This window comes from Acinetobacter halotolerans, from assembly GCF_004208515.1.
Lineage (GTDB): Bacteria > Pseudomonadota > Gammaproteobacteria > Pseudomonadales > Moraxellaceae > Acinetobacter > Acinetobacter halotolerans.
The window spans coordinates 193,867-216,624 of sequence record NZ_SGIM01000003.1 but is presented as its reverse complement, the minus strand read 5'-3'; the positions used below and the strand labels follow the sequence as shown (position 1 = coordinate 216,624).

Below are 22,758 nucleotides of genomic sequence, written 5' to 3'. Positions count from 1 at the left end.
AACTTCTAATCAAATTGTCGCTTATTTTTATTAATTACAATGTAAATCAATTGGATGGTTGTATTTAATTAGATTATAACAAGTCAAAATATGCCATTTAAATTATTATTTATTAATTTTCCTCATTAATCCTTAAGAAAAATCAACTTCTATACCTCTAAACCAAGTGCTAAAACTAAATCACTAAGGGATAGTAGGAAAACAAGAGAATGAATAAGGTTTATAGCAGCGCGGAGGCAGCGCTTAAAGATGTGATTGCCAATAACCAAACACTTGCTGTAGGTGGTTTTGGTTTATGCGGAATTCCTGAAAAATTAATTGTGGCGGTTAAACAAAGCGGTGCAACCGGTCTGACTTGTATTTCTAATAATGCAGGTGTGGATGACTTTGGTTTAGGGATTTTACTGCAAACAAAACAAATCAAAAAAATGATCTCCTCTTATGTAGGAGAAAATAAAGAATTTGAACGTCAATATCTCAATGGTGAACTTGAAGTCGAACTTACCCCACAAGGTACTTTGGCTGAGAAATTACGTGCTGGTGGTGCAGGGATTCCTGCTTTCTATACCCAAACAGGTGTAGGCACATTGATCGCTGAAGGTAAAGAACAGCGAAATTTCAAAGGCAAAAATTATATTTTAGAAGAATCACTGACTGCCGATGTTTCTCTTGTGAAAGCCTACAAAGCAGACAAAGCAGGTAATTTGGTGTTCCGTAAAACCGCGCAGAACTTTAATCCTGAGTGTGCAATGGCTGGGAAAATCACCATCGCCGAAGTTGAACATGTTGTCGAAATTGGTGAATTAGATCCAGATGAGATCCATTTGGCAGGCATCTATGTAAATCGTATTGTACTCAATGCATCACCTGAAAAACGTATCGAACAAAAAACCTTAAGCACGGAGGCAGTTTAAAATGGCTTGGTCACGTAATGAAATGGCACAACGTGCTGCAAAAGAACTTGAAGATGGCTTTTATGTAAATTTGGGAATCGGCTTACCTACCCTTGTTGCCAATTATATTCCGGAAAATATGAATGTTTGGTTGCAGTCTGAAAATGGTTTGCTCGGTATTGACGCTTTCCCAACTGAAGATACGGTCGATGCTGATCTGATCAATGCTGGAAAGCAAACCATTACAGCACGTGCTGGCGCAGCTTTTTTCTCTAGTTCTGAATCTTTCGCCATGATCCGTGGCGGTCATGTCAATATTGCAATCTTAGGGGCAATGGAAGTTTCTGAACAAGGTGACTTGGCCAACTGGATGATCCCTGGCAAGAAAGTCAAAGGTATGGGCGGTGCAATGGATTTGGTTGTCGGTGTACAGAAAGTTGTGGTTCTGATGGAACACTGTGCAAAAGATGGTACGCCAAAAATCGTGCCGAATTGTAGTCTTCCTTTAACAGGTCAAGGCGTGGTACATCGCATCATCACCGACTTGGGTGTAATGGATATTACACCACAAGGTGTTGAGCTGATTGAACTGGCGAAAGATGTGACACTTGAGCAAATACGCGCTGTTACAGGTGTACCTTTAATTTTTAATAAATCCTTAGTTGCTTGATTTGATCGAATGTTCTGCTCTGGGTCCAACTAGAGCAGTTTTATCACAACATAAATTTTCAAGAGATATTAAAAATGAGTTCTATTGTTATCGTTTCAGGTAGTCGTACCGCGATGGGCGGTTTTCAGGGTAGTCTATCCGCTTTAACAGCACCTGAGTTGGGTGCTGCTGTGATTCGTGAATCTATTCAACGTGCAGGTATTCGACCTGAACAAGTTGATGAAGTGATTTTTGGTTGTGTATTGAGTGCTGGTATTGGTCAAGGTCCTGCTCGCCAAGCGATGCGTAAAGCTGATGTTCCTGATCATGTTGGTGCAGTCACGATCAATAAACTATGTGGTTCTGCGATGAAAGCGGTATTAATCGCTTCGGATACACTTAAAGCAGGCAGCGCAAATATCGTGGTTGCTGGTGGCATGGAATCGATGAGCAATGCGCCGTATATCCTGCCTAAAGCTCGTGGTGGCTACCGTATGGGTCATGGCGAGGTCAAAGATCATATGTTCTTGGATGGTTTAGAAGATGCTGAAACGGGTCGTTTGATGGGTTCTTTTGCACAAGATATGGCAAATACCAAAGGCTATAGCCGTGAGCAGATGGATAACTTTGCAATTTCTTCACTGAAAAAAGCACAGACAGCGATCACCGAAGGATATTTCAAAGAAGAAATCGTTGCTGTTGAAGTCAAGACTCGTAAGGGTGTCGAGCTTGTTGATCAAGATGAGCAACCACATAAAGCAAATCTTGAAAAGATCCCAACGTTACGCCCTGCTTTTAGTAAAGACGGTACGATTACCGCAGCAAATGCTAGTTCTATTTCTGACGGTGCTGCAGCTTTGGTGCTCTCGACTGAAGACTATGCACAAGCAAATGGTTTAAATGTTTTGGCTAAAATTGTGGCGACTTCAAGCCACTCACAGCATCCAAGTGAATTTACTGTAGCCCCTATTGGCGCGATTCAAAAAGTACTTGATCGTGCTGGCTGGTCAGTTGAGGATGTCGATGCATGGGAAATCAATGAAGCATTTGCGATGGTAGCAATGGCACCTATTCATGAGTTGGGTATTGATGAAACCAAAGTCAACATTCATGGTGGTGCTTGCGCTTTAGGTCATCCAATTGGTGCTACAGGTTCACGTATTATTCTTTCATTGATCTACGCTTTAAAGCGTTTAGGTAAAAAGAAAGGTGTTGCTGCACTGTGTATCGGTGGTGGTGAAGCAACTGCTGTGGCTATCGAAATTTAAGTTTCAAAAAATCAAAAATGCATCTCAGACAAGAGGTGCATTTTTTTATCTGTATAAAATTGAAATCTTTTAAAATATTTATCTTTAAAACCTATAAGATTTTGGATCGTGCCTTAAATAAAAAGGCACATCAAATTTTCCGATGTGCCTTTAGTATTTGAATAATCATCAAAAAACCAAGTTAAGCATTACCCGATTCAGTTAAATTAGCTTTTACTTCTTCTACCTGTTGTTCTTCATCAAATTTATGACGTTTTAGGCTTAAAATCGCACAGATTGCAATCATCGCTGGAATAGAAATCATCACAAAATTCATAGTGTGCGGTAAGTTTAATGTCAATAACATACCTGTCAAAATAGGTCCCACGATTGCACCTATTCGACCAACACCAGAAGCACAACCGATTCCTGTAGAACGCACGCTTAATGGATAATATTGGGCAACATAGCTATAAAGAAGAATTGAGGTACCAATGGTCGCAGCACCTGCAACGGTCACTAAACCATATAAAACATAGGCTGGTGAGTTAAATCCTAAACCAATGAGTGCCGCAACGCCTGCCATGAGCATACTTAGAATTACTGGTTTCAAATGGAATTTATCTGAAAGAATACCACCGCCAATCGAACCAATCATTGCGCCGACATTTAGAGCGAGTAGGAATAAAATACTCTTTCCGAGTGAATACCCTGCTGCAAGCATCAGTTTAGGTAACCAACTGCTTAAGGCATATACCATTAGTAGGCACATAAAGAATAATACCCAAAACATCAGTGTATTAAAGGCACGACCTTGTTGAAATAATCCTTTGACTGAGCTACCTGTTGGAATATTTTCTTCATTTAGCATTAGTTTCGTATTACGGGTAATCGCTTGTTCAGGTGAGATTTTTTGAATAATGTTCTGCGCCTGTTCAGTTTTCCCTGTTTTAACCAAAAAAGTTAAAGATTCAGGCAAAAACTTCCACATCACAGGTAATAAAAGCAAAGGAATACCTGCAATCAAAAACATGATTTGCCATCCTTGACTTTCGACCAGATAACTCCCAATCAATGCTGAGAGAATCCCCCCGATCGCATAACCACTAAACATAGTGCCGACTAAGGTACTGCGGATGCGTTTTGGTGCATATTCAGACGTGAGCGCAACTAGATTTGGCATCACTCCGCCAATCCCTAACCCCGCCAAAAAGCGTAAAATACCAAACTCAAATGGATTGGAAGCAAAAGCTCCTAAAAAGGTAAAACCGCTGAATAAAGTGACACAAATTAAAATTACATTTTTTCGACCAATTTTGTCTGCCAAAGCACCAAACAACATTGCCCCAAACATCATGCCGCATAATGCGGTACTGGCTAGCATTCCTGCTTGGACTGAGGTCAGTGACCACTCTTGCATCAATAGTGGCAATACCACGCCATAAATCACAAGGTCATAACCATCAAAAATAATAATCAATAAACACCAAAGCAAAATGCTCCAGTGAAAAGGGGTAAATTTTGCTTGGTCAATTACTGCATTTACATTAACTGTAGATGTTGTCATTCTGCATCTCCTCAATGAGATAATTTTTCCATCATATTTAAAACGGCATAATGCACCTTAAAGAAAAACAATATTATTCAAGGTTTTATTTAAATTAAAAATCATAACTCGCCATCATATTAATACGGCTATCTGCCCCTGAACGACCATCAAATGTTTCTCGCTCGCCATAGACATATTCCATCCCCAAAGTAATCGGCTTGTATGGGTTGTACATGCCGTTAATCCAGCCTTGCCATAGTTCTTTATTTTGAGCTGGGTTATTTTTATGGATACGCGCAAATGCGTTATCGTCTTTGGCCTTCATATAGCCATAACCCAAAGTCGAACGGAACTGCGAAGTGAATTGGTGGGTAATCCCTGTCGAAATGGAATCAAATTCATTCGTTTGGATGTTGTTTTGATCATCAATGGCATAACTACTATTCGTCCACATCAAGAAACGTCCATCTCCTTTGATGTGGTTATAATCCGCCTTTAAAAAGGTTTTTGGACTGAGCTGATATTTGCCCCCGATGCCAATGCCCCACGCCCATTCATCATCATTGCTGGTTTTCTTCTCAGCCACAAAGCTACGCCCAGATAGCATTGAACCATTTTCAAACTTATGATTTACGCGCCCAACAAATGCGGGCAAACGCATTTTATTTTCAGGATCAGATGTGGCTGTGTATTTTGGATCTTCAACCGATAAGGCAAAGCTGGTATTTGCAGATAATGAATCGCTATAGCGTACTAACGGAGAGCGTTGTAATGCACCGCCCACATAGGTCGCAGCATCAATCGTTTCAGGATAGTATTCAGGTGCGATAAAGGTAGACCAAGTCTGACCAATCAACCATTTATCCAAAGTAAGATAGGCATGACGAATACGGAACTGATCGCGTGAAGCGCCACCAAAGAAATCCATTTCTAATTTTCCGCCCACATCGCCTGCCGCTGTTGGTGTGGTGAAATTGAGTCCTATGCGTGAGACATTGGCAGTTGAATGTAAACGATCTTTTTGTTGTGCTGCTTCCGCTGTACCTTTGAGTGGTACACCACTGATATTGTTGTACATCGTGGACGCGCCTTTCGCTTGATAAGACGCATCGGCACGGATATAACCATATAGACTAACTTCTGCACCAGATTTTAGTTTAGGTGTCAGCGTTTGCTGGGTTACTGGAGTGGCTGCTGTGTTTAGATTGTTTGCTGGCTGTGCCGATGCAGGTTGCTGTACATAATGTTGCAACATTGCTCTTAACTCTTGTACTTCTTGGCGAAGCTGTGCAATTTCGGCACTCTCCGAAGCTGCATGAGCAGATGACATGACTGCCACAATGGACAGCGTCAGCACGCTTTTTTGCACCGTTAGTATGAACTTTTTCATTAAAATAAGTTTCCTTCTTTTTTGATCTTAAATACCGTTTTAAGATCGCTATTTGTTTGCGTTGTATCCTTTGCAGAAACCATGACTGCATCGCATTTTTTGTTTTAAAGCATTAATACATTGATTTATTTGGTTTTCACCTCCTTTAAAATACTGATATTGATAAACTTGTTCTTTTTTTAGGACAAAAAGATCTAGCAGCGGCTATAAAAGTCGCTGTTCACCATTTGGTAAAAAATAAGTTTAAATGAGTCCTTTAATATTTATTCCATCATAGACGCAAGCCCTTGTTTAGGATGCTTGTGCAGAAAACGTTTGACGCCTCTTTTTCTGCGCGATCAATCCTTGATACATTAAAATTTGGCTATAGGAATGCACATCCGTAAAGCCTGTGCCGTGGAGCAATTGCTGATAGTCAGCGAAGGAAAGCGTAAAAAACTCTTGCGCCATTCGTTCTAACATTTTTTGACATTGCACTTCCGTCAAGCCTTGTGCCAAGCATACATAACGTAATGCTTGAAGCTGCTGAGGGTCTGTACAAGTCATTAAATCGTAGGTCAGCAAGATCCCATCTTCTTTTAAGTGATCATAGATCTCGCTAAAAAAAGTGGGCTTATTTTCATCAGCAATAAAATGAGCAACCAAAATAGAAAGTGCAGCATCAAAATAGGCATGATCAGGTAAAACAGATGTTTCACCATGTACAAATCTTACTTGGGCAGATCGACCTAAATCAGCAACCAGTTTCTGGGCTTTTTCAAGCATGCTTAATGAGGGATCGACTGCTGTAAATTCCCAACTCGGATGCCTTTTGAGTAGATATTCCAGTTCATAGCCTGTGCCACAGCCAACAATTAAGATATGTGCGTGTGGTGGTAATGTTGATTGTAAAATGGCATCCACCTGTTGATGGATGATTTCATAACCCGGAATTAATTTACGGATATGCTGATCATATTCTTCAACAACTTTCGGGCTATTAAAATCTTTTGCCATTTTTGTTTTATCCTTTACTGTTACGACTTTTAAAATGGTGTTTTTTCTCGCTCATGTAAAACATCATTTAGTCGAATACCGTTCCTGTTAAATTAAGCTCAGCACGCATAATTTCTTGTAATTTAAACTTCTGCGCTTTGCCTGACGCCGTCATTGGAAATTCATTAAAGAATTTGACATAACGTGGCACTTTATTATGAGAAATATGTGCTTTACAGAAGCTACGGATACCATCTTCATCGCTCTGATGATGCTCGTGTAGAATGATGCAGGCACACAGCTCCTCACCATAGCGAGTGTCTGGTAAACCAATGACTTGAACATCGCTGATATCAGGATGGGTATACAAAAAGTCTTCTATTTCTTTTGGAAATAGATTTTCACCGCCACGTATCACCACATCTTTTATACGTCCTTTGATTTTGACAAAGCCATCAGCATCCATTTCCGCGATATCACCCGTATGCATCCAGCCGGCAGCATCGATTACTTCACGGGTTTTTTCTTCTTCGCCCCAATAACCTGCCATCACTGAATAACCACGGACACATAATTCGCCTAAAGTTCCCTGAGGAACGATTTGTCCTTCTGGATCGACGATTTTGATTTCAACATGTGGGTGGACATGACCAACAGTGCTAACGCGTTTATCGATGGTGTCACTCACCGAACTTTGTACACTGACGGGAGAAGTTTCTGTCATGCCATAGCAAATGGTGATTTCTGACATATGCATCCGATCAATCACACGTTGCATGATTTCACGTGGGCATGGGCTGCCTGCCATAATGCCAGTACGCAGACTTGATAGATCAAATTCATCAAACTGTTCATGCTCCAGTGTGGCAATGAACATGGTCGGTACGCCGTAGGCAGCTGTGCAACGTTCTTTGTGAATGGTTTTGAGTGTTTCTAATGGATTAAACACTGCAGACGGATACACCATCGTCGATCCATGTGTGATACAGGCTAAATTTCCCATCACCATGCCAAAACAATGAAATAGTGGTACAGAGATGCAGACTTTATCCTGTGGGGTTAAACCAATGCCCTCACCGACAAAATAACCATTATTTAAAATGTTATGGTGGGTGAGCATCGTGCCTTTCGGATTGCCTGTTGTGCCTGATGTAAACTGGATATTAATGGTTTCATCAAATTGCAGTTGTTGCGCGACTAACTGTAATTGTTCGAGCTGTTCTTGTGTCGGTGCGACGACAAGATCACAAAAACGGTGAATTCCTACGTGTTGCTGCTCATCAATTTTGATCACAAATTTTAAGAATGGCAGTCGTTCGGAATGAATGATTTTATCCGTACAGAAGCTGATCTCCGGTGCGATTCTCGTGAGCAGTTCTTGGTAATCTGTGGTTTTGAACTGTGATGCGATGATCAGTCCCTTACATGAGACTTTATTCAACACATATTCGAGTTCATGACTTTTATAGGCTGGATTTAGATTGACTAAAATAATCCCTGCTTTAAAAGCAGCAAACTGAGTGACTGTCCATTCCACACAGTTTGGAGACCAAATCGCTAATCGGTCACCTTTTTTCAAACCAAGTTGAAGCAAACGGCATGCAAATGCATTCACTTCATCATGTAGTTGTTTATAGGTTAACCGTCTGTTCTGATGCGAACTCACAATCGCCTCTTGCTCAGCATATTGCTGACAAGCTTGGTCAAATTTCTCTCCGATCGTCATCCCCAACAGGGGTTGCGAACTTGGCCCAGAGGCATAGCTTAACTGTACGTGTTGCATTGAATCATTCTCCTTGATTCTTTGTAATTCTCTTCGCTCTAATTGTTGTTACTGCAACTACTCTTCAATCTGCCTATTTTGTAATTTTACAGGTTGTGCATGCTCTACTTTTTCCGTACGGCATCCACACAAAAGTCAGCAATCTGTTTTGAAAAATAGTCCTTGTGTTGCTGATCAAACTTTGTATGTTGAGCTGGGTCTAAAGGCTCGACCACCACAAAAGTCATGGCACCAACCACACACAGTGCCGTGGTATTTAGGTCTTCCAACACAAACTCACCACTTGCATTTCCATCCGCAAGGATTTTAATCACACTCTGTTTAATCAACTGCTTAACCCGAAAACGCTCATGTTCAACCGAAGAGTCAACGGGTTCAAACATAAGTGAATACGCAAGCTGCGGACTGTTCAATGCTCGTTTGACGAAAGTCGCAACGGCCTTGTGCAATTTATGTTCTGCAGTCAGATCACTTTCTGTGATTGCATCAATCACCAAAAGTTCGGTATTGATGGCTTCTGACAAAACTTCAATCAGCACCTGACTTTTATTGTCAAAGTAGCGATAAACCAGACCACTTGAAACGCCTGCTTGCTCAGCAATTGTTTGTATCTGCGCGTCTTTAAAGCCTCCTTCTGAAATTAATTTTCTCGCCGAACTCAAAATCGCCTTACGATTTTGCTCCATTCGCTCTTGCATTAAAGATGATCGTTTATAGCTCATAAATTTTATTCTCTAACAAATAAAGTGAATTGTAAATCATTTTATGAATCTCTATTCACTTTTTTAAAAAATCATTGTATGGTACTTCCTAAGCACCTACAAGAATGCTTATGGAACAACAAATATAACCAATGGGATGAACACAATGAACCTACGTAGCTTGAATTTTGGCCTCGATGAAACACTCATTGCACTACAAGATTCAGTTGCCGCATTTTGTGCAAAAGAAATCGCACCAATTGCTCAACAAGTTGATCAAGACAATATATTCCCTGCTCATCTTTGGAAAAAGTTTGGCGATATGGGTTTATTCGGCTTAACGGTTTCCGAAGAATATGGTGGCACCAATCTTGGCTATCTTGCTCATATCATTGTCATGCAAGAAATTTCTCGCGCTTCAGCAGCCATCGGGCTTTCTTACGGTGCTCATTCTAACTTATGTATCAATCAAATTAACCGTAACGGAAGCGAACAACAAAAACAGAAGTATTTACCTAAGCTAATTTCTGGTGATTTCGTTGGTGCTTTAGCAATGTCTGAGCCAAATGCGGGTTCGGATGTGGTCAGCATGAAATTACGCGCTGAGCAAAAAGGTGATCATTTTGTTTTAAATGGTTCAAAAATGTGGATCACCAATGGTGGTGATGCAGATGTACTCGTGGTCTATGCGAAAACAGATCCTCATGCGGGTGCGAAAGGTATGACAGCCTTTTTAATTGAAAAAGATATGAAAGGTTTTAGTCATGGTCATCATTTAGACAAACTTGGAATGCGTGGTTCTAACACTTATCCGCTGTTTTTTGACAATGTTGAAGTGCCCGTTGAAAACGTACTCGGTGGTGTTGGTAATGGAACAAAAGTCCTGATGAGCGGTTTGGATTATGAACGTGCAGTATTAAGTGCGGGTCCACTCGGGATTATGGATGCGTGTATGGACGTGGTGATTCCATATTTGCATCAACGTGAACAATTTGGACAAGCATTAGGTGAGTTTCAGTTAATGCAAGGCAAGCTAGCAGACATGTACTCGACTTGGTTGGCATGTAAAGCGTTGGTCTATGCAGTAGGTGCCGCTTGTGACAAAGCCGATCATGACCGTAGCTTACGCAAAGATGCCGCAAGTGCCATTCTCTATGCAGCCGAAAAAGCCACATGGATGGCGGGTGAAACGATTCAAAGCTTAGGTGGAAATGGTTATATCAATGAGTTCCCTGCAGGTCGTCTATGGCGTGATGCGAAACTTTATGAAATTGGTGCGGGCACATCTGAAATTCGTCGTATGTTGATCGGCCGTGAATTGTTTAATGAGACCAAATAATAACGATAAATTAGGATGCATCGTATGAATCAATTACAAAGCAAAATTAATGTCAGAAGTGAAGACTTCAAAACCAATCAGCAGGCTATGCAAAGCTTGGTCAATGATTTAACCCAAGTTGCCCAGTCTATCGCTTTAGGTGGTGGAGAAAATGCCCGTCAAAAGCATTTGGCGCGTGGAAAATTACTTCCTCGTGAACGTATTGATCAACTGATCGATGTGGGTACTGCCTTTTTAGAAATCGGACAACTTGCTGCGTACAAGGTTTATGAGGATGACATCCCTGCTGCTGGAGTCATTGCTGGTATTGGACAGGTCAATGGTGTGACGTGCATGATCGTTGCCAATGATGCCACAGTCAAAGGTGGGACTTATTATCCCCTCACTGTCAAAAAGCATTTACGTGCGCAAGAAATTGCTGAGCAGAACCATTTACCTTGTATCTATCTGGTCGATTCTGGTGGTGCATATTTACCTATGCAAGATCAGGTGTTCCCAGATCGTGATCATTTTGGTCGTATTTTTTACAATCAAGCACGTATGTCGAGCCAAGGTATCGCCCAGATTGCTGTGGTAATGGGGAGCTGTACCGCAGGTGGTGCTTATGTTCCTGCAATGTCAGATGAAACCATCATTGTACGTAATCAAGGCACGATTTTCTTGGGTGGTCCACCACTTGTAAAAGCTGCTACTGGTGAAGTTGTGAGTAGTGACGATTTGGGTGGTGGTGATGTGCATACCCGTCTTTCAGGTGTTGCGGATCATTTGGCAGAAAACGATGAACATGCAATTGCGATTGCACGGAATATCGTTGCAAATCTAAATAAAAAGCCAAATGACTTAAACAAGCAGATTGATGAGCCACTATTTGATGCCAAAGAGCTATACGGTGTCGTACCAAGTGACGCACGTAAACCATTTGATGTACGTGAAGTGATTGCTCGTATTGTTGATGGCTCACGTTTTGATGAATTTAAAGCGCGTTTTGGTTCAACCCTAATCACTGGCTTTGCGTCTCTATACGGCATGCCAGTGGGGATTATTGCCAATAATGGGATCTTATTTTCTGAGTCTGCACAAAAAGGTGCGCACTTTATTGAGTTATGTACCCAACGCAACATTCCTTTGCTATTTATTCAAAATATCACAGGCTTTATGGTGGGTCGCCAATATGAAAATGAAGGCATTGCGAAACATGGTGCCAAACTGGTGATGGCAGTTGCAACGGCAAATGTCCCTAAACTGACTTTAATTATTGGTGGTTCATTTGGAGCAGGTAACTATGGTATGTGTGGCCGTGCTTATTCACCACGCTTTTTATGGACATGGCCGAACTCCCGTATTTCTGTGATGGGCGGTGAACAAGCAGCCAGCGTACTTTCAACCTTGAAGCGTGATCAGATTGAGCAAAAAGGCGCAGAATGGTCAGCACAACAAGAAGATGAATTTAAGCAACCGATTCGTGATCAGTACGAACGTCAAGGTCATCCTTACTATGCCTCTGCCCGCCTATGGGATGATGGTGTGATTGATCCTGCTCAAACACGTCAAGTGCTTGGATTGAGCCTTGCAGCAGCCATGAATGCACCGATTCAACCAACCAAATTCGGCGTGTTCCGCATGTAAGAGGTGTTTTATGAGCTATCAATTTTTACAACTGGAACAACACGATCAGGTGGCATTTGTGTGGCTAAATCGACCAGAGCTACACAATGCTTTCAATACAACGGTGATTGAAGAATTACATGCTTGCTTTAAGACCTTAAATAGTCGTGATGATATTCGAGTGGTGGTTTTGGCTGGACGTGGCAAAAGCTTTTCTGCAGGTGCAGATCTCAACTGGATGAAACAGGCTGGTCAAGCCTCTTCAGCAGAAAATGAAGCTGATGCGATGAAACTCGCGCAGATGCTTGATGCGCTTGCAACACTAAAACAACCAACGATTGCTCGGATTCATGGCATCGCCTTTGGCGGTGGTATGGGGCTTGCCTCGGCTTGTGATATTTGTATTGCCAGTACCGATGCGAAATTTGCAACTTCTGAAGTCCGTTTGGGACTTGCACCTTCTACGATTAGCCCTTATGTGATTCGTGCGATTGGAGCAAGACAAGCTTCACGCTATTTCTTAACCGCTGAACGTATCTCAGCACGTGTAGCCAAACAAATTGGCTTGGCACATGAAATTGCGGATGCGGAAGATTTAGATAAAAAGGTTCAAGAGATTATTGATGCATTATTACTTGGTGGTCCACACGCTCAGGCCGCATCGAAACAATTGATTCAAATGGTCAGCAATCAAAGTATGAATGATCTCTTGCTTCAGCAGACTGCACAGCATATTGCACAAGTCCGTCAAGGTAGTGAGGCAAAAGCAGGTTTAAATGCCTTTCTAAATAAACAATCTCCTGCATGGATTTCAAATTCCAATAACAACAATTAAGGACGACCAAAATGTTTGAAAAGATTTTAATTGCGAACCGTGGTGAGATTGCTTGTCGCGTGATTCGTACAGCGAAAAAATTGGGTATTGCAACGGTTGCGGTGTATTCAGATGCTGATGCGAATGCACAGCATGTCAAACTTGCCGATGAAGCGATTTATATCGGTCAATCTCCTGCAACGCAAAGTTATTTACAAGCTGACCGTATTATTCAAGCGGCGATTGATACTGGCAGCCAAGCCATTCACCCTGGCTATGGTTTTCTTTCTGAAAATGACCAGTTTGCCCTTGCTTGCCAACAACACAATATTTGCTTTATTGGCCCTCCCGTCGATGCCATCTTAGCCATGGGCTTAAAAGCAACCTCTAAAGCTTTGATGGAAAAAGCAGGTGTACCTTTAACACCGGGTTATCACGGTACCAATCAAGATGCTGAGTTTTTAAAACAGCAAGCTGATGAGATTGGCTATCCAGTGTTGATCAAAGCCAGTGCTGGTGGTGGTGGTAAAGGGATGAGTTTGGTGGAACGCAGCGAAGATTTCCTACATGCCCTTGCCTCGTGTAAACGAGAGGCTAAATCAAGCTTTGGTAATGATGATGTCCTCATTGAGCGTTATGTGATTCAACCACGGCATATTGAAGTGCAAGTATTTGGTGACATGCACGGCAACTATGTACATTTGTTTGAACGTGATTGTTCGGTACAACGTCGTCATCAAAAAGTGCTAGAGGAAGCACCTGCTCCACAAATGCCAAGCGATAAACTGGATGCCATGCGTCAAGCTGCAATTGATGCTGCACGTGCGGTGGATTATGTCGGTGCAGGTACGGTGGAGTTTATTGTCGAGCAAGACGGTACAGCCTATTTCATGGAAATGAATACTCGTCTCCAAGTCGAACACCCTGTCACTGAAATGATTACAGGTGAAGATTTAGTAGAATGGCAACTTCGTGTTGCTGATGGTGAACCTTTGCCAAAACTACAGCATGAATTACAAATTCATGGACATGCTTTGGAAGCACGTATCTACGCTGAAGAACCTGAAAAGGGATTTTTACCTGCAATCGGTAAAATTGACTATCTTCGTTACCCAACTCAAAACCAATACGTGCGCGTAGACAGTGGGATTGTTGAAGGTGATGAAATTACCACCTTCTATGATCCAATGATTGCCAAGTTGATTGTATGGGGTAAAAACCGTGAAGCAGCTTTGATTCAAATGCAACATGCACTGAGTCAATTTCATGTCGATGGCTTAGGCAATAACATAGCCTTTCTAGAAAAGATTGTACGCTGTGATTCCTTTAAACAAGCCAAGCTGGATACCAATCTGATTCATCGAGAAGAACAGTTCTTGTTTAGTCCTGCGCACATCAAACCTGAACTGGTAGTGGCAACCGCATTTATCGAGTTTTTAAGTAAACTCGACAACAATCACTCTAGTCAAAAACAACTTTGGCAAGCACAACCGTTGTGGCGTCTAAATGTTGCTTATCAACACAGTATTAAACTGAATTATTTAAATCAAAATATTCAGATAAAGTTCGTCGCGGCTCAACAAGGTTTTAACGCAGAATTTAATGATCAAACTTTCCATATCTCTGGTGAACTCATTGATCAACATAGCGCTTCAATCCAAATCAATGCAACTCAGCAAAGACTCGCATTTAATCGAAGTTCACAAGGCATTACTTTGTTCCATACAGGGCAAAGCTATAAGTTTGATTATATTCGTAAAGACTTTAATCAGGCGGACAGTCAAGCTGAACAAGGACACTTGAAAGCGCCTATGCCGGGTGTAGTGACCCAGCTACTTGTGGGTGCGAATCATACGGTGAAAAAAGACGATATTCTCATGACATTGGAAGCGATGAAAATGGAATATACCATCCGTGCACCGAAAGATGGTGTGATTGTGGATGCTTATTTCCAAGTCGGCGATCAAGTTAAAGTCGGTGATGAACTTGTGGAGTTCCAAGCTGCTGAGGAGGAAGTTGCATGAGTGAATTTGTCAAAATCGTGGAAGTTGGACCGCGTGATGGACTACAAAACGAAAAGCAGCCCTTGACCATAGAACAACGCTTCAATTTCATTAGCGACCTGATTGATGCTGGCTTGAAATCAATTGAAGTGGGTTCTTGCGTTTCGGCTAAATGGGTTCCGCAGATGGCGCAAAGTGATGAGTTATATAAACTGCTGCCGCAACGCGCTGACTTAAACTTGAGTTTGCTGACGCCGAATCTCAAAGGCTTTGAAGCAGCGCTTGCAGTTGGCTGTAAAGAAGTTGCGGTATTTACCGCGGCTTCTGATCGTTTTACCCAAAAAAATATTAACTGTTCGATTGATGAAAGTTTAGAACGGTTTTCTGAAATTTTCCAAGCTGCCAAGACACATAATGTTCGTGTCCGTGGTTATGTCTCTTGTATGGTAGATTGCCCTTATGAAGGTGCAATAGATCCTAAACAAGTGCTTAGCGTGGTTAAACGGCTCTATGACATGGGCTGTTATGAGATTTCTTTGGGTGAAACCATTGGTACAGCGACACCAGACCGTGTTCAAAAAGTTTGGCAAGCCTGCTTAGCTGAACTGGATAGCAACGTCTTGGCTGGGCATTTTCATAATACCTACGGCATGGCAATCGCTAATATCTATCAGTCTTTGCAACAAGGTATCCGTATTTTTGATTCGTCTCTTGCTGGGCTTGGTGGTTGTCCCTATGCCAAAGGCGCATCAGGCAATGTCGCCACCGAAGATCTATATTATCTGTTGTCTCATATTGGATATGAAACTGGAATTAATTTAGAGAAATTGATGAGAGCAAGCCAAAATATCAATAAGGCCCTGAATCGAAAAAATTTATCAAGCTATGCCAATACCTATTTGCAGCAACATTGCGCATAAATAACGTTAATCACGGTTGAATCAATGCTCCACAATTAAATGTTGAAGGAGCATTTGAATCTTATTATTTTCTCACTTTTTAATTATGAAGCATTTTATTGGCCGTTTTTATTTCCTGATAAAGACTTAGTCGATATGGGTTAATTGATAAAAATAAGAGGTATCCGCCTCTATTTTTGGGGCAATATGCTGTTCTACCCAGTCTAACCATGCCCGTGTTTTGGCATCAATAAAATGTCGGGATGGTAATAAGGTATAAACGCCAATATCTGGAGAACGCCAATCTGGCAAAATGTGACAAAGTCGCCCCGCACGAACAGCCTCGATTACCGTAAACATGGGTAAAAGCGCGATCCCCATATCTTGTTGAACCATATCTAACAATAACTCTGGCGTATCTGCAATTAATTGTCCCGTAATATCAATTTGATAAGAGCAACTACTTTTACTGACCAGATGCCATTGTGCTGTGATGGATGGATTCACTAAACGTAAACAGGCATGCTCATGCAAATCATCTGGTGACTGAGGAATGCCATGTTTTTTCAAATACCTCGGTGATGCACAGAGCACTGAAAATATAGTACCTATACGACGTGAAACAAATCTTGAATCTGTCAAAGATTCAGTGAGATAAAGACTGACATCAATCCCTTTCGCTAAAAGATCAGGGGCATTTTGAGACGTACGATATTCAATAGTCAGCTCAGGGTAAGTTCTACAGAACTCTGCCATGACTGGTGCAACGTAGTAATGACCAAAACTTGCCATACTCAAGATACGTAATCGACCTTTTGGCTTTGTTGCTGTCCCCGTTGCCTCCGCCTCTGCCTCATCAATCATTGCAATTACTTGTCGACAGCGTTCTGCGTAAGTTGCACCAATATCGGTCAACGCATGCTGTCTGGTAGAGCGTTGCAGTAATTTAATTCCTAAGCGTGTTTCCAACTCACTGATCAAACGTGAGACCTGTGCTGTGGTCAGATCCATCTGCTCAGCTGCTGCGGTAAAACTCCCACTGTCGATCACTTTCAGGAAAGCATGCATTGCATGCAACAGTCCGCCCTCGTGATTTTTGCGCATAACGTAAATATCTTTTCCTAAATTACGCATTGTTGCACCAGTTTAGATCATCCACAATGGTAAATATGTACATACATTGAGCCAGCCCTTTTTCAAAGACGCTCAGCCCATTTTAATTTTTCGTATGTCAATTGCTCCAAGCTTCAACTCGGATGTTGAGAAAAGAAAGTCGCACGAACGACTAAAAATACTAAGGAGACATAAATGAATATAGCTACAAAATTTACTCCAAGAATGATTGCTACAAAGGATGTGTCCCTTGAGGATAAATATATAAGCGATGACGGTACTGCTTATATGACTGGTATTCAGGCATTGGTTCGTTTGCCCCTTGCTCAGACACGTCGGGATACTTTAAACGGTTATCAAACTGCAGGTTTTATATCTGGTTATCGCGGTTCCCCTGTGGGTAATTACGATAGTTTCCTTTGGCAAATAGGCGGTTTACTTAAAGATCATGATGTGGTCTTTCAACCAGGTGTAAATGAAGATTTAGCTGCGACTGCAATTTGGGGCACTCAACAAGCCAACCTCGCGGGCCAAGGTAAATATGATGGCGTCACCTCATGGTGGTACGGTAAAGGTCCTGGTGTTGATCGTTCTGGTGATGTACTTCGCCATGCCAATCTAGCCGGTACGTCTGAACATGGTGGTGTTGTTGCTCTATTTGGCGATGACCATTCCTGTAAGTCTTCTACTGTTCCGCATCAATCCGAACATGTCATGATTGGCTGTGGTATTCCTATTTTCTATCCAACATCAGTGCAACATATTCTTGATCTGGGTGTGCATGCTGTTGCGATGTCTCGTTTTTCAGGCGTTTGGACATCGATGAAACTGGTGAGTGAAATTGTAGAAACCTCTGCTTCAGTCAAGGTCGGACTAGACCGCGTAACACCCATTATCCCAGAAGATGTCGAATTTCCTGAGGGTGGTGTCAATATCCGTTGGCCAGATCATGGCATACAACAAGAAGAACGACTCTATAAATATCGCCTACCTGCGGTATTGGCTTATGCACGCGCCAATAAATTGAACCGTGTGACTTTGCCATGCAAAAATGCGCGTATCGGAATCGCTGCCAGTGGCAAAGCCTATTTAGATACGATTGAGGCATTACGTATTTTAGGGATTGAAGGTGAAGCGGCTGAACAACTTGGATTACGTGTTTATCAGGTTGAATTGATTTGGCCTTTAGAACCTCAAGGCATTCGCGAGTTTGCTGAAGGTTTACAAGAGCTGATCGTGGTCGAAGAAAAACGCCCAATTCTAGAATCCCAAATCAAAGATGAGCTCTATTCTCTGCCAGATGACAAACGCCCTCGCGTGATTGGTAAAGCCTGTGATGGCAAAGGTGAATGGAGTACATCGATCGAAGATGCACCACTCATTGGTCATTATGAATTCCAGCCTGAACCAATTGCTAAGATGCTAGCTGCTCGATTCTTAGGACTCGATTTACCAGAAGCGTTAAGAACGCAAATTCAGAATAAAGCGGACTTATTACATAAAGCAGAACAAGAATCTCGCCGTGTAATTGATCTTGCTGAGCGCAAACCTTATTTCTGTAGTGGCTGTCCGCATAACACCTCAACCACACTGCCTGAAGGTAGTCGTGCGCTAGGTGGTATTGGTTGCCACTATATTGCGGTCTCACTTGATCGTGGTACAGAAACATATTCTCAAATGGGTGGCGAAGGTGTTAGTTGGGCGGGTGCATCGCATTTCACCAATGAAAAACATATTTTTGCAAATCTCGGTGATGGTACCTATTTCCATTCAGGCTATCTGGCGATTCGCCAAGCGATTGCCGCAAAAATTAATATTACCTACAAAATTCTCTACAACGATGCAGTTGCCATGACTGGTGGGCAACATGTCGATGGACATTTAAGTGTTGCGCAACTGACCAGACAGTTAGCTGCTGAAGGCATAAAAAAACAGGTGATTGTCACAGATGAACCCGAATTGATTCATGCAGAAGAAGAAATTGCGCCAAATGTGGAAATCTACCACCGAAATGAACTAGATGCGGTTCAACGTCAATTACGTGATATTTCAGGTGTTACTGCGCTAATTTATGTACAAACCTGTGCCAGTGAAAAACGCCGTCGTCGTAAACGTGATGCCTATCCTGATCCAGCAGAACGTATCTATATCAATACGGATATATGTGAAAGCTGTGGTGATTGTTCTAAAAAGTCGAACTGTTTATCCATTGAAACTGTAGAAACAGCACTGGGAACAAAACGCCAGATCAACCAAAGTACCTGTAACAAAGACTTTTCTTGTGTTGAGGGTTTCTGCCCAAGCTTTGTCACTGTGCATACTCGCGACATGAAACGTCCTGAGAAATTTGAAGGCATCGCTGCAGGCTGGCCAGAAACACCAGTAATTCCCGTGCTTGATGATGTGCCAAGTCGCATTATGGTGGGTGGTGTTGGCGGTACAGGTGTAGTGACGATCGGTGCCCTACTTGGTATGGCCGCGCATCTAGAAGGCAAAGCTACACGCGTGATGGATATGGCTGGACTGGCTCAAAAAGGTGGTACGGTTTATTCCTATATCCAAGTAGCAAATTCTGATGATCAAATTTCTTCAACCAAAATCCCAGCCGGTCAATGTGATCTTTTAATCGGCGCAGATGCCGTGGTGGCTGGTGGTGGCGCAGCACTTTCTCGTTTAAAAGAAGATGCTGTGGTGATCGTGAATGAAGATTCTTCCCCAACTTCTGACTTTATCGAGTCACGTGACTGGTATGCACCAATCAGTGACTTAGTTGATCGACTACGTGGTCGTACCCACAAAGGCACACTAGTATCACTATCTGCGACACGCATCGCAACTTTAGTGCTCGGTGATGCCATTTTTACAAATCAATTATTACTGGGTATGGCATGGCAATCAGGTCGTATACCGTTATTACGTCAAAGCATTGAAAAAGCAATTCAACTCAATGGCACTGCCGTGGAGAAGAATCTAGAAGCTTTCCGCATTGGATGCCATCTTGCGAGTGATCCAAGTTTAGCGCCACGCTTGCTTGCAGCCATGCAAAAAACTAAAAAGCCTGAAACATTGGCTGAATTAATCGAGGATCGTTCAGCGCGTTTGGTTGACTATTGGAATGAAGCCTATGCAATGAAGTATCGTAGCTTGGTCGAACAAGCATCAAAAACATTGCCAGAAGAATTGACCGCGACCATTGCCACACAACTGTATCGCGTCATGGCCTATAAAGATGAATATGAAGTCGCTCGTCTTTTGACAGGTAAAAAATTCAAAGAGTCGATTGAAACCCATTTTGGTAAAGGCTTACGCTTAACTTACCATCTTGCTCCACCGACTTTAGGTGCTGATCAAAATATTCGTAAGCGTGCTTTCGGATACTGGATTCGTTTCCCAATGATGTTGCTGGCTCGTTTGCAGTTGCTTCGGGAAACCTTCCTCGATCCATTTGCACGTCATGAAGAACGCAGACGTGAACAGGCTTGGCGTGATCGTTATATCGCATTTGTTGAAGCACTGATTGCTTCACCTGAAAACTATAACTTAACTGTCGCTGAGGAAATTGCTCAGTTACCTGTAGAAGTACGTGGCTTTGGTCATATTAAAACCCAAGCCATGCAAACAGCGATGCAACGTTGGGATGAGTTGTCATTAGCACTCAAAAAATAAGGAAATAGAAATAAAGTTGAAATAATGACTTTATAAAAGAAAAATTCAAAGCGTTAAAAGCTTAGCTTTTAACGCTTTGTTTATGACGTACATATATCAATGCTATAGCAAGTGTATAATCAATAAAATCAGAAATAGCACTGCGACTACAGCATTCACTTTCAATATCTTTTTAGGCGAATAGGTCAATAACAATCCGACCGCTAAAGCTGCAAAACTGACACAACCTAGCCATTCTGACAAACCAATTGAAATGCCTTTAAAATATGCAGCGAGTCCCGCAGATACAATCAGCAAGCCCCAACCTACAATTTGAAATAAACGACAATTTCGTTGATTGACTGGGCTTGAGAAAATCTCACGTTGGTGCTTCGCCATCGTACAAGCCAGACTCGACAATCCAACCACACAAACACACCATAGTAGCAAAGCAGTCATTCTATAGACTCCTGTGCATTCTTGTTTTTAGGCTGCGCTTTTTTCTTGATCGGTAAGCCTTGATACCGTTTTAGCTTGTAGTAAGCGTAAATAAAGATCAGTCCTAAAGTGATCGATACCAGATCAAAGCTTGCAATCATCCATTGACCAAGATAGATACTTTTCCAGAGTGGCATACCTCCAGTTAAGACATTGAGTATTGGAATCAATAAAAACATGACCGCAGCCAAAGCGAGTTGATCCAACCATGCAGGACGATGTTGACGAATTGCAGCATGGACTAAACACAACAACCAAGTGATAAAAAATACCTTAATTTCAATGGGTGAACGTTCAATAATTTGAGCTGGAATCAGTCGATTGGCAAAGAAATATGCCGCACAAGCAATCGGTAAACCTGTAATCGCTGCAATATTTAAAACTTCAACTACACGATGCCCGACAGGTTTATATCCCATTTTTTGGACATCTGGTGCGCGTTTAACCACCCATAGAATAAGTCCAGAAGCGATCATCATCGTACCTAACACGCCTGATAAAAATAACAACCAACGTAAAACTGAATCTACCCCATGTGCCATATGTAACCATGTCACTAAGGTATAAATCGCTTTTGGAGTCGAATTGACAGGTTTCGCCTCGTCTATTTCTCGACCAGTTATCGCATTGAATTTTAATGACGGGATACTTTCTCGATCCATTAACGTTGTGGTACGTGTAGCGTTATATTGTATTTCGGCTTCTACAGTATTGGGTTTATTGACCCTGATCGAAGATATGGGATTGTTTAACCAGCCGTGTTGAACAGTCTTCGTCAACGCAGTTAAATTAACCATTTCTGCCGCCTCGACAGGCTTATTTTCTTGTCCAGATTCAACACGACCACCACCACGACTTCCTCGTCCTGTCAGCATTCCTTTTTGTTTTTGTTCTTCCAGTAAACGGGCTTGTTCAGGTGTTTGAGCAACAGGTTGATTGAGAATCTGATAGAAACTGCGCACATCGCCATAATGTGTATTCATCGCCCAAGGCATAAACAAATGCATCAGCAGCAATAAACCACTAAAAGTAATCATGATGTGAAAAGGCAAAGCAAAAACAGCCGTCGCATTGTGTCCATCAAGCCATGAACGTTGACCTTTGGCGGGTCGGAAAGTGAAGAAATCTTTGAAAATCTTTTTATGCGTGATAATCCCGCTGATAATGGCAACAAACATAAATAATGTTGCCACACCTACGATCCAGCGTCCCCATATACGCGGCATGCCATATAGCTCAAAATGGAAACGATAGAGAAATGCTCCACCTCTGCTTTCTCTAGCCTTGATTTCTTGACCTGTTTGAGTATCTAAGTAAATCTCTCCACCACGTCGTCGCTCCTCACCAGCTTGACGGATATTCAGCATAATGGCGGGTTGTCTTTCATTGGCAAAACGAATATTCCAACTCTCTGCATTTTGCCCTTTTTGATTCAAATATGTTAAGGCATGGCTGAGCTGTTGTTGCTGTGAAGCAGTATTCACTGATTGATGTAGTTCTGGCTTCATCCAAACGGTAATTTCATTTTGGAAAAAGCTGAGTGTACCTGTTAAAAATACTGCATATAACAACCAGCCTAAAAGTAGACTTGCCCAAGTATGCAACCATGACATCGACTGACGTGGACCTTCATTTTTACTATCGACACGCATGAT

The 22,758-nt window shown here is 42.0% G+C and carries 17 protein-coding genes; 9 read left to right on the top strand and 8 right to left on the bottom strand.

The window, feature by feature from the left end:
• Positions 1 to 209: 209 nt before the first annotated feature.
• From EXE30_RS05140 to EXE30_RS05130, 3 genes are all read left to right on the top strand, one after another.
• Complete coding sequence (locus EXE30_RS05140; RefSeq protein ID WP_121929368.1) at positions 210 to 914, top strand: CoA transferase subunit A; 705 nt, start codon at positions 210 to 212, stop codon at positions 912 to 914.
• A gap of 1 nt (position 915) precedes the next feature.
• The gene (locus tag EXE30_RS05135; RefSeq protein WP_130161483.1) at positions 916 to 1,563 is read left to right on the top strand and encodes a 3-oxoacid CoA-transferase subunit B; all 648 of its coding nucleotides are present in this window, start codon (positions 916 to 918) and stop codon (positions 1,561 to 1,563) included.
• 74 nt (positions 1,564 to 1,637) lie between these two features.
• Positions 1,638 to 2,810: a thiolase family protein gene (locus tag EXE30_RS05130; RefSeq protein WP_130161482.1), complete on the top strand. Its 1,173-nt coding sequence runs from the start codon at positions 1,638 to 1,640 to the stop codon at positions 2,808 to 2,810.
• A 181-nt stretch (positions 2,811 to 2,991) separates the two neighbouring features.
• Here EXE30_RS05130 and EXE30_RS05125 read toward each other — a convergent pair whose 3' ends face one another.
• The 5 genes from EXE30_RS05125 to EXE30_RS05105 all read right to left on the bottom strand — a co-directional run bounded on the left by EXE30_RS05125 (position 2,992) and on the right by EXE30_RS05105 (position 9,208).
• Complete coding sequence (locus tag EXE30_RS05125; protein ID WP_130161481.1) at positions 2,992 to 4,356, bottom strand: MFS transporter; 1,365 nt, start codon at positions 4,354 to 4,356, stop codon at positions 2,992 to 2,994.
• Positions 4,357 to 4,450: 94 nt separating this feature from the next.
• Complete coding sequence (locus tag EXE30_RS05120) at positions 4,451 to 5,728, bottom strand: DcaP family trimeric outer membrane transporter (protein ID WP_130161480.1); 1,278 nt, start codon at positions 5,726 to 5,728, stop codon at positions 4,451 to 4,453.
• Between the two features lie 291 nt (positions 5,729 to 6,019).
• On the bottom strand, positions 6,020 to 6,724 hold the full coding sequence (locus EXE30_RS05115; protein ID WP_130161479.1) for a class I SAM-dependent methyltransferase: 705 nt from the start codon (positions 6,722 to 6,724) through the stop codon (positions 6,020 to 6,022).
• A gap of 67 nt (positions 6,725 to 6,791) precedes the next feature.
• Positions 6,792 to 8,486, bottom strand: a complete 1,695-nt coding sequence (locus EXE30_RS05110; protein ID WP_130161478.1) for an AMP-binding protein — start codon at positions 8,484 to 8,486, stop codon at positions 6,792 to 6,794.
• A gap of 104 nt (positions 8,487 to 8,590) precedes the next feature.
• Positions 8,591 to 9,208, bottom strand: coding sequence for a TetR/AcrR family transcriptional regulator (locus EXE30_RS05105; protein WP_004671136.1), 618 nt, complete (start codon positions 9,206 to 9,208; stop codon positions 8,591 to 8,593).
• A gap of 145 nt (positions 9,209 to 9,353) precedes the next feature.
• Between EXE30_RS05105 and EXE30_RS05100 the strand changes: the two genes are divergently transcribed.
• From EXE30_RS05100 to EXE30_RS05080, 5 genes are read left to right on the top strand one after another with little or no spacing between them, the layout of a single operon-like run.
• Positions 9,354 to 10,526 carry an isovaleryl-CoA dehydrogenase gene (locus EXE30_RS05100; protein WP_004671138.1) on the top strand — a complete coding sequence of 391 codons (1,173 nt, stop codon included), beginning with the start codon at positions 9,354 to 9,356 and terminating at the stop codon, positions 10,524 to 10,526.
• 24 nt (positions 10,527 to 10,550) lie between these two features.
• The gene (locus EXE30_RS05095) at positions 10,551 to 12,152 is read left to right on the top strand and encodes a carboxyl transferase domain-containing protein (RefSeq protein WP_130161477.1); all 1,602 of its coding nucleotides are present in this window, start codon (positions 10,551 to 10,553) and stop codon (positions 12,150 to 12,152) included.
• A 10-nt stretch (positions 12,153 to 12,162) separates the two neighbouring features.
• A complete protein-coding gene (locus tag EXE30_RS05090; protein ID WP_130161476.1) occupies positions 12,163 to 12,966 on the top strand; it encodes an enoyl-CoA hydratase/isomerase family protein in 804 nt (267 codons plus the stop codon).
• Positions 12,967 to 12,977: 11 nt separating this feature from the next.
• Positions 12,978 to 14,969, top strand: coding sequence for an acetyl/propionyl/methylcrotonyl-CoA carboxylase subunit alpha (locus EXE30_RS05085; protein ID WP_130161475.1), 1,992 nt, complete (start codon positions 12,978 to 12,980; stop codon positions 14,967 to 14,969).
• Positions 14,966 to 15,868, top strand: a complete 903-nt coding sequence (locus EXE30_RS05080; RefSeq protein WP_130161474.1) for a hydroxymethylglutaryl-CoA lyase — start codon at positions 14,966 to 14,968, stop codon at positions 15,866 to 15,868. The genes EXE30_RS05085 and EXE30_RS05080 overlap by 4 nt, the downstream gene beginning before the upstream one ends.
• 126 nt (positions 15,869 to 15,994) lie before the next feature.
• Here EXE30_RS05080 and EXE30_RS05075 read toward each other — a convergent pair whose 3' ends face one another.
• On the bottom strand, positions 15,995 to 16,951 hold the full coding sequence (locus tag EXE30_RS05075) for a LysR family transcriptional regulator (RefSeq protein ID WP_130161473.1): 957 nt from the start codon (positions 16,949 to 16,951) through the stop codon (positions 15,995 to 15,997).
• Between the two features lie 204 nt (positions 16,952 to 17,155).
• Here EXE30_RS05075 and EXE30_RS05070 point away from each other — a divergent pair, with 204 nt between their 5' ends.
• A complete protein-coding gene (locus EXE30_RS05070) occupies positions 17,156 to 20,626 on the top strand; it encodes an indolepyruvate ferredoxin oxidoreductase family protein (protein ID WP_130161472.1) in 3,471 nt (1,156 codons plus the stop codon).
• A 102-nt stretch (positions 20,627 to 20,728) separates the two neighbouring features.
• On the opposite strand, the gene EXE30_RS05065 is transcribed toward EXE30_RS05070, so the two are convergent.
• Together EXE30_RS05065 and EXE30_RS05060 are read right to left on the bottom strand one after the other, a co-directional pair.
• On the bottom strand, positions 20,729 to 21,064 hold the full coding sequence (locus EXE30_RS05065) for a DUF3325 domain-containing protein (protein ID WP_130161471.1): 336 nt from the start codon (positions 21,062 to 21,064) through the stop codon (positions 20,729 to 20,731).
• The gene (locus EXE30_RS05060) at positions 21,061 to 22,755 is read right to left on the bottom strand and encodes a PepSY-associated TM helix domain-containing protein (RefSeq protein WP_130161470.1); all 1,695 of its coding nucleotides are present in this window, start codon (positions 22,753 to 22,755) and stop codon (positions 21,061 to 21,063) included. The genes EXE30_RS05065 and EXE30_RS05060 overlap by 4 nt, the downstream gene beginning before the upstream one ends.
• Positions 22,756 to 22,758: the final 3 nt, after the last annotated feature.